At 72.3% G+C, this 6,346-nt stretch carries 5 protein-coding genes; 2 read left to right on the plus strand and 3 right to left on the minus strand.

All coding sequences use genetic code 11. The features are described 5' to 3' along the window. Window positions 1–212: 212 nt before the first annotated feature. On the minus strand, window positions 213–455 hold the full coding sequence (locus tag DKT68_RS30825; RefSeq protein ID WP_146218254.1) for a hypothetical protein: 243 nt from the start codon (window positions 453–455) through the stop codon (window positions 213–215). On the opposite strand from DKT68_RS30825, the gene DKT68_RS01040 reads away from it, so the two are divergent. Both DKT68_RS01040 and DKT68_RS01045 read left to right on the plus strand, forming a co-directional pair. Continuing rightward, complete coding sequence (locus DKT68_RS01040; RefSeq protein WP_109815564.1) at window positions 447–1,403, plus strand: sugar phosphate isomerase/epimerase family protein; 957 nt, start codon at window positions 447–449, stop codon at window positions 1,401–1,403. The genes DKT68_RS30825 and DKT68_RS01040 overlap by 9 nt on opposite strands. Before the next feature lie 40 nt (window positions 1,404–1,443). Continuing rightward, window positions 1,444–3,528: a PQQ-dependent sugar dehydrogenase gene (locus tag DKT68_RS01045; protein WP_236646658.1), complete on the plus strand. Its 2,085-nt coding sequence runs from the start codon at window positions 1,444–1,446 to the stop codon at window positions 3,526–3,528. A gap of 102 nt (window positions 3,529–3,630) precedes the next feature. Here the strand turns inward: DKT68_RS01045 and DKT68_RS01050 are convergent, their stop codons facing one another. Both DKT68_RS01050 and DKT68_RS01055 read right to left on the minus strand, forming a co-directional pair. Then, window positions 3,631–5,307, minus strand: a complete 1,677-nt coding sequence (locus DKT68_RS01050) for a right-handed parallel beta-helix repeat-containing protein (RefSeq protein WP_109815566.1) — start codon at window positions 5,305–5,307, stop codon at window positions 3,631–3,633. A 137-nt stretch (window positions 5,308–5,444) separates the two neighbouring features. After that, a partial coding sequence (locus DKT68_RS01055; protein ID WP_146218255.1) for a dihydrolipoamide acetyltransferase family protein occupies window positions 5,445–6,346 on the minus strand: 902 nt, incomplete at its 5' end.

The following is a 6,346-nucleotide window of genomic DNA, read 5'->3' on the forward strand; positions in this document are numbered from 1 at the left end:
CGTCCGCCCCCTCTGACGGCGACCTTGCAGTTTCTGCCGGGATTACGTGGCTTTTGCCCCGGTACGGCCGAACGGGATCCGCAGGATCGCCGGCCGACCGGGACGGGGGCGCGGGCGCGTTCTGGGGCGTCAGGGCCGGTGGCGCATCACGGGGGCCAACTTTTGTCGATGGGAGCGAAACTTCTGCCGATCGCGACGAAGCTTTGCCTTCATCAGGGGGCAAGGGTAAGGTCGCGATTCAGATAGAAGGTTGCCCATTCGTCGATCACCATGCCGCCACCCTGCCGGGTTGCCGCGTACCGCCCCTCGATGGGTCCGGGCCGCACCCGCGCGCCGTCCGTCATCGTCCCGCCGGATCCCACATCCGGCCGGTTCGGCGCGCCCGGAGGCGGCAGCCGGTCGACCGCCGCCGACGGCGAGCCAGCCGTCAGGAAGGGACCACCACCATGGAACAACAGACCAACGGACCGGAGCCGGCAGCGGTTTCCGAGCCGGTCAGCCGGCGGGGCCTGCTCCGCGCCGCGACCGTCTCCGCGGCCGCCCTCGGCACCGCCGGCCTGCTCGCCGGTCCGGCTGCCGCCGCGCCGGCGGGGCACTCCCATGGCCGGCGCCGGGTACCGGTGGACCGGATCAGCATCCAGCTCTACACGCTGCGCGACCAACTGGCCGCCGACCTGCCCGGCACCCTGGCCGCGCTGCGCCGGATCGGCTACCGGCGGGTGGAGCACGCCGGTTTCGTCGGGCGCACCGCCGCGCAGTTCCGGGCCGCGCTCGATGCGGCGGGCCTGCGTGCCACGTCCGGGCACACCGGCATCCCGCAGCCGTTCGACGCCGCCACGTGGGAGCAGGCTCTCGCCGACGCGAACGTCGTGGGCTGCAAGAAGATCGTCCACCCGTACTTCGGTCGGGACGCCGAGGGCCGGCCGATCCGGGACGCCGCCGTCTACCGCGCCCTGGCGAGGGACCTCAACCAGGCCGGCCGGCTCGCCGAGCGCGCGGGGCTGGACTTCGGATACCACAACCACCAACTCGAGTTCGTGCCGCTGACCAACGGGTCGACGGGCTTCGACATCCTCACCGAGCAGACCGACCCGCGGCTGGTCCACTTCGAACTCGACCTCTACTGGGCCTGGCGGGGCGCCCACGACCCGGTCGACGTGATCCGGGCCAACCGTGGCCGGATCCGCCAGGTGCACGTCAAGGACCTCGACGTCGAGGGGGGCTTCGCCGACCTCGGCGACGGCGTCATCGACTTCGGTCGGATCTTCGCCCACGAACGGGAGGCGGGCATCGAGGAGTACATCGTGGAGCGCGACGACGCGGGCACCCCGCCGCGCTCGCCCGCCGACGCCCTCGACACCGCCCGCGTCGGCTTCGACTACCTCGCCTCACTCCGGTACTGACGAACACTCGGGGGACGACTCCATGAGAAGGACCGCACTCGTGTCCGCCCTGCTGCTTGTGACGGCCGGCCTGGCCGCGCCACCGGCAGCCGCCGCGCCCGCACCGGCGGCGGCGCCACCGGACAGCAGCTTCCAGAAAGTGACACTGAACGACTTCCCGGGCGAGCCGATGAGCCTCGCCGTCCTGCCCGACCTGCGGGTGCTGCACACCTCCCGCACCGGCGAGGTCCGCATCCACGACCCGCGCACCGGGCTGAACACCCTCGCCGCCGACATCCCGGTGTACGAGCACGACGAGGAAGGGCTGCAGGGGGTCGCCATCGACCCCAACTTCGCCCAGAACAAGTGGGTCTACCTGTACTACTCGCCGCCGATGGACACCCCCGTGGACGACCCGGCGACCCCCGGCGTGAACGAGGGGGACGCGCCGGAGACCGGCACCGAGGCGGACTGGCAGCGGTTCAAGGGCGCGCTGCGGCTGTCCCGGTTCAAGCTGGACGGGATGAGGCTGAACCTCGCCAGCGAGCAGCAGATCATCGACGTGGCCACCGACCGGGGCATCTGCTGCCACGTCGGCGGGCAGATCGACTTCGACAGCAAGGGCAACCTGTACCTGTCGACCGGTGACGACACCAACCCGTTCGCCTCCGACGGCTACATCCCGATCGACGAGCGGGCCGACCGCAACCCGGCGTACGACGCCCAGCGCACCTCGGCCAACACCAACGACCTGCGCGGCAAGCTCCTGCGTATCAAGGTGAAGCCCGGTGGCGGTTACACGGTGCCGGCCGGCAACCTGTTCAAGCCCGGCACGGCGCAGACCCGCCCGGAGATCTACGCGATGGGGCTGCGCAACGCGTTCCGGTTCGCCGTGGACCGGCGTACCGACGACGTGTACCTGGGCGACTACTCCCCCGACGCCTCCAACCCGAACCCGGAGCGCGGGCCGGCCGGGCACGGTCGGTGGATGCGCATCGACAAGCCGGCGAACTACGGCTGGCCGTACTGCGTGACGCCGACGATCGCCTACCGCGACTATGACTTCGCCACCGGCGAGTCCGGCCCGAAGTTCAACTGCAAGCGCCCGGTCAACGACTCGCCGCACAACACCGGCAAGCGGCAGCTGCCGCCGGTCGAGCAGCCGGAGGTCTGGTACCCGTCCGCGGCGTCGGGTGAGTTCCCGCAGCTGGGCACCGGCGGCATCGGCCCGATGGGTGGTCCGGCGTACGACTACGACGGGACCAGCACCTCGCGGACCCGCTGGCCGGCCTACTACGACGGGGTTCCGCTGTTCTACGAGTGGACCCGGGACTACATCAAGGAGTTCCGCCTCGACGAGGACGGCGACGTCGAGGACATCCGGCCGGTGGTGCCGTCACTGGTGGTGGACAACCCGATGGACATGGAGTTCGGCCCGGACGGCGCGCTCTACGTCCTGGAGTACGGCGACGGCTACTTCGCCGAGAACCCGGACGCGCAGTTGTCCCGGATCGACTTCGTGCGGGGCAACCGGACGCCGATCCCGAAGATCAGCGGCACCCCGACCGTCGGGCAGGCCCCGCTGACCGTCGCGTTCTCCAGCGCCGGCACCACCGACCCGGACGGCGACCGGCTCAGCTACGCGTGGGACTTCAACGCGGACGGTTCGGTGGACAGCACCGACCCGAACCCGACGTGGACGTTCCAGGAGAACGGGTCGTACACGCCGACGGTGAAGGTGACCGACCGTACCGGACGGTCCGCCTCGGCGACCCTGCCCCTGGTGGTCGGGCCGACCGCGCCGATCATCGAGTTCGTCGCCCCGGTGGCCGGGCAGCCCTTCCAGTTCGGGCAGACGGTCGCATACGAGGTGAAGGTCACCGACGATCTGCCGGTGGACTGCTCGCGGGTGAAGGTGACCTACGTGCTCGGGCACGATGAGCACGGGCACCCGCTCTCCACCTCGACGGGTTGCTCCGGGACCATCCCCACCTTCGTGGACGGTGGGCACAGCGGCGCGGACAACCTGACCGCGGTGTTCGTCGCGGAGTACACCGACGCGCCGACCGAGCCGGGCGTACCGCCGCAGTCCGCCACGGCGACGGTCGTGCTGGACCCGGACCCGGTGGCCGGCCTGGCCGGCTGACCACCCCCGACCAGCTCAGCCCGACGGCCCCCGGCTCACGCCGGGGGCCGTCGCACGTCCGCGCCTCGACGCGCCCGCCACCGGTCGGCGGCGGCGCGGGTGTCAACTCCAGTCGCTCTCGTGGTGGTTGCCACCCCAGCGCCCGCCGACCGGTGGGGTGTCGAGCCGAATCCCGCTGGTGCCGTTGCCGGCCAGGTCGTTGTCCTCCACCCGGCAGGCCACGCAGCTGCCCCGCTCGGTGATCCACAGGCCGTGGGTCTGGGTCTGCTGGTCGTGGTTGTCCCAGATCCGGTTGCCGCGCACCGTCGCGGAGTCGAAGTGCGCGTTGATGGCGATGCCGGCCCGGGTGTCCGGCGCGGCGAGCAGCTCGTACGGGGTGCCCGGCTTCGGGGTGTCACCGCTCCACCCGGTCAACGCGCCGGGGCGTACCGGGGCGAGGGTCAGCTCGGTGTCGTCGTTCGCCGCCACCACCGCGACCCGCCTGCCGACCCGCAGCACCTTGCCCCGGTGGCCGTCGTGCGGCCAGTGGGCGGACCGGTCCACCATCGACCGCTCGCTGTAGCGGACGGTCTCGCCGCCACCGGAGGCGGCGTCGGCGCACTGCCGTCCGTTGTTGCGCAGCCGGTTGTTGAGCAGTATCGCGTCGGTCATCGGACGGTCCACCCGGATGGCGTCCAGACCGTTGCCCCAGAACTCGTTGCTCTCGATCACCACGTCCATCGCCGGGCCCTGGTAACCGTGCCCCAGGTCCTGCCCGTGGAAGCCGTGCCGGCCGTTGCCGCTGATCCGGTTGCCCCGGATGGTGTACGGGCCGGGGCTGTTGCCCATGCTGATCCCGTTGCGGCTGTTGCCGTCGATGACGCAGTCGGTCAGCAGCCCGCCTTGTCCGGCGACGCCGGCGGTGCCCTCGGCGGAGACGTCGAAGCCGGCCTCCAGGTTGCCGGTCATGGTGCAGCCGGAGACGATGAGCCCGTCGGCGCCCCAGTCCGAGATGCCGAACCGGTTGCCCTCGCTGTGGCAGCCCGTGATCCGGTAGCCGCGCGGCGGCGACCAGTAGTCCTTCTGCAGCTCCAAGAAGATCCCGTTGGTGCCGTTGGCGATGGTGGTGCAGTTGGTGATGGTCAGCCGTTCGATCGCGCCCCAGCCACCGATACCCACCCCGATACCGGCGCCGCCCATCTGCTCGCCGTTGTCCAGCCGGCCACAACCGACCACCACCACGCCGTCGATCAGGCTGTCCTGGAGGAAGTCGCAGCCGAGCCCGGTGGCCGCGGTGTGGTGGATGTAGAGGTTGCGGAACACGCCCCGCACCACGTACTGGAGGCCGAGGCCCTTGGCGAGGTAGTTGTACTCCGCCATCGCCACCCCGGACCCGTCGATCTCGAAGTCGGAGAAGGTGCAGTCGGCGATGTGCCGGTCCCGGTCGGCGCCGTGCTGCACGGTCGTCCAGAACGCCAGCGGGGTCGGGTCGGTGCGGTTCCCGACGTTGCTGAGCATGAAGCGGGTGGCGGCGGGGCCGGCGCCGACCAGCGAGACGCCACTGCGCCAGACCGTGCCGGCGTCCCGGATCGAGTAGATGCCCGGCGGGCAGTAGATCACCCGGGCCCGGCCGTCGGCGGCGTACCCGTCGCCGAGCCGGTCCACCAGGGCGGCGAGCGCCGGCTGGTCGTTCGTCACCCCGTCGCCGCAGAGTCCGTGGTCATGGGCGTCGCAGTAGAGCGGCGCGCCGGCGACCGCCGGCCGGCGTGCCCGTACGGCGACGGGCGGAAGCTGCTGCACCGGGCGCTCCTCTCGGCGGGAGGGTTGCCTTCCGGTGCGCCGGGTTCCCGGCCGCGACGCCAGGAAACGTGCCCCGGCCCCTCCGGGGCGCGTCGACCCCGGCGCCGCGTACGGCCCCGGGGTCGACGGTGCGCCGGTCAGACGTTGGCGATCAGCACCGCCGGCCGCTCCACGCAGTCGGCGACGTGCCGCAGGAAGCCACCGGCCACCCCGCCGTCGCAGACCCGGTGGTCGAAGGTGAGGCTGAGCTGCGTCACCTTGCGGACGGCGAGCTGCCCGTCGACCACCCACGGCTTGTCCACGATCCGTCCCACCCCGAGCAGCGCCGCCTCCGGGTGGTTGATGATCGGCGTCGAGCCGTCCACGCCGAACACCCCGTAGTTGTTCAGCGTGAAGGTGCCGCCGGTCAGCCGGGCCGGCGGCAGGGTGCCCGCCCGCGCCGCCGCGGTGGTGGTCGCCAGTTCGGCGGCCAGCTCGGCGGTGGTGAGCCGCTGTGCGTCGCGCAGCACCGGCACCAGCAGGCCCCGGTCGGTCTGCGCGGCGATGCCCAGGTGCACGCTCGCGGACTGGACGATCTGCTGGGCCTCGGTGTCGACCCGGGCGTTGAGCTGCGGGAACCTGCGCAGCCCGGACAGGCAGACCCGGGCCAGCAGGGCCAGGATGCTCACCGGCGCGTCCGGGGTCGCCGCGTTGATCGCCGCCCGGGTCTCCAGCAGCCCGGTGGCGTCCACGTCGACCCAGATGGTCACCTCGGGGATCTCCCGCCGGCTGCGGGAGAGCTTGTCGGCGATCGCCTTGCGGACGCCGGTGAGCGGGACGATCACGTCGCCGTCCCCGGCCGGGGCCAGCGCCACGTGCGGGTCCGGCACGGCGGCGAGCCGGGGGGCGGGCGCGGCCAGCGCCGCCTCCACGTCGACGCGGCGGATCACCCCGCCGGGCCCGGTGCCGCGCACCGCGCCCAGGTCGACGCCGCTCTCGCGGGCCAGCCGCCGGACGATCGGCGAGATGACCAGGGCGGCCGGCGCGGTGGCGACGGGCG

It is taken from the genome of Micromonospora acroterricola (assembly GCF_003172955.1).
In the GTDB taxonomy this organism is placed as follows: Bacteria; Actinomycetota; Actinomycetes; order Mycobacteriales; family Micromonosporaceae; genus Micromonospora; species Micromonospora acroterricola.

Excerpts from the sequence above, each read along its gene's own strand:
- DKT68_RS01040 (WP_109815564.1), top strand. The coding sequence starts at position 447 with ATGGAACAACAGACCAACGGACCGGAGCCGGCAGCGGTTTCCGAGCCG.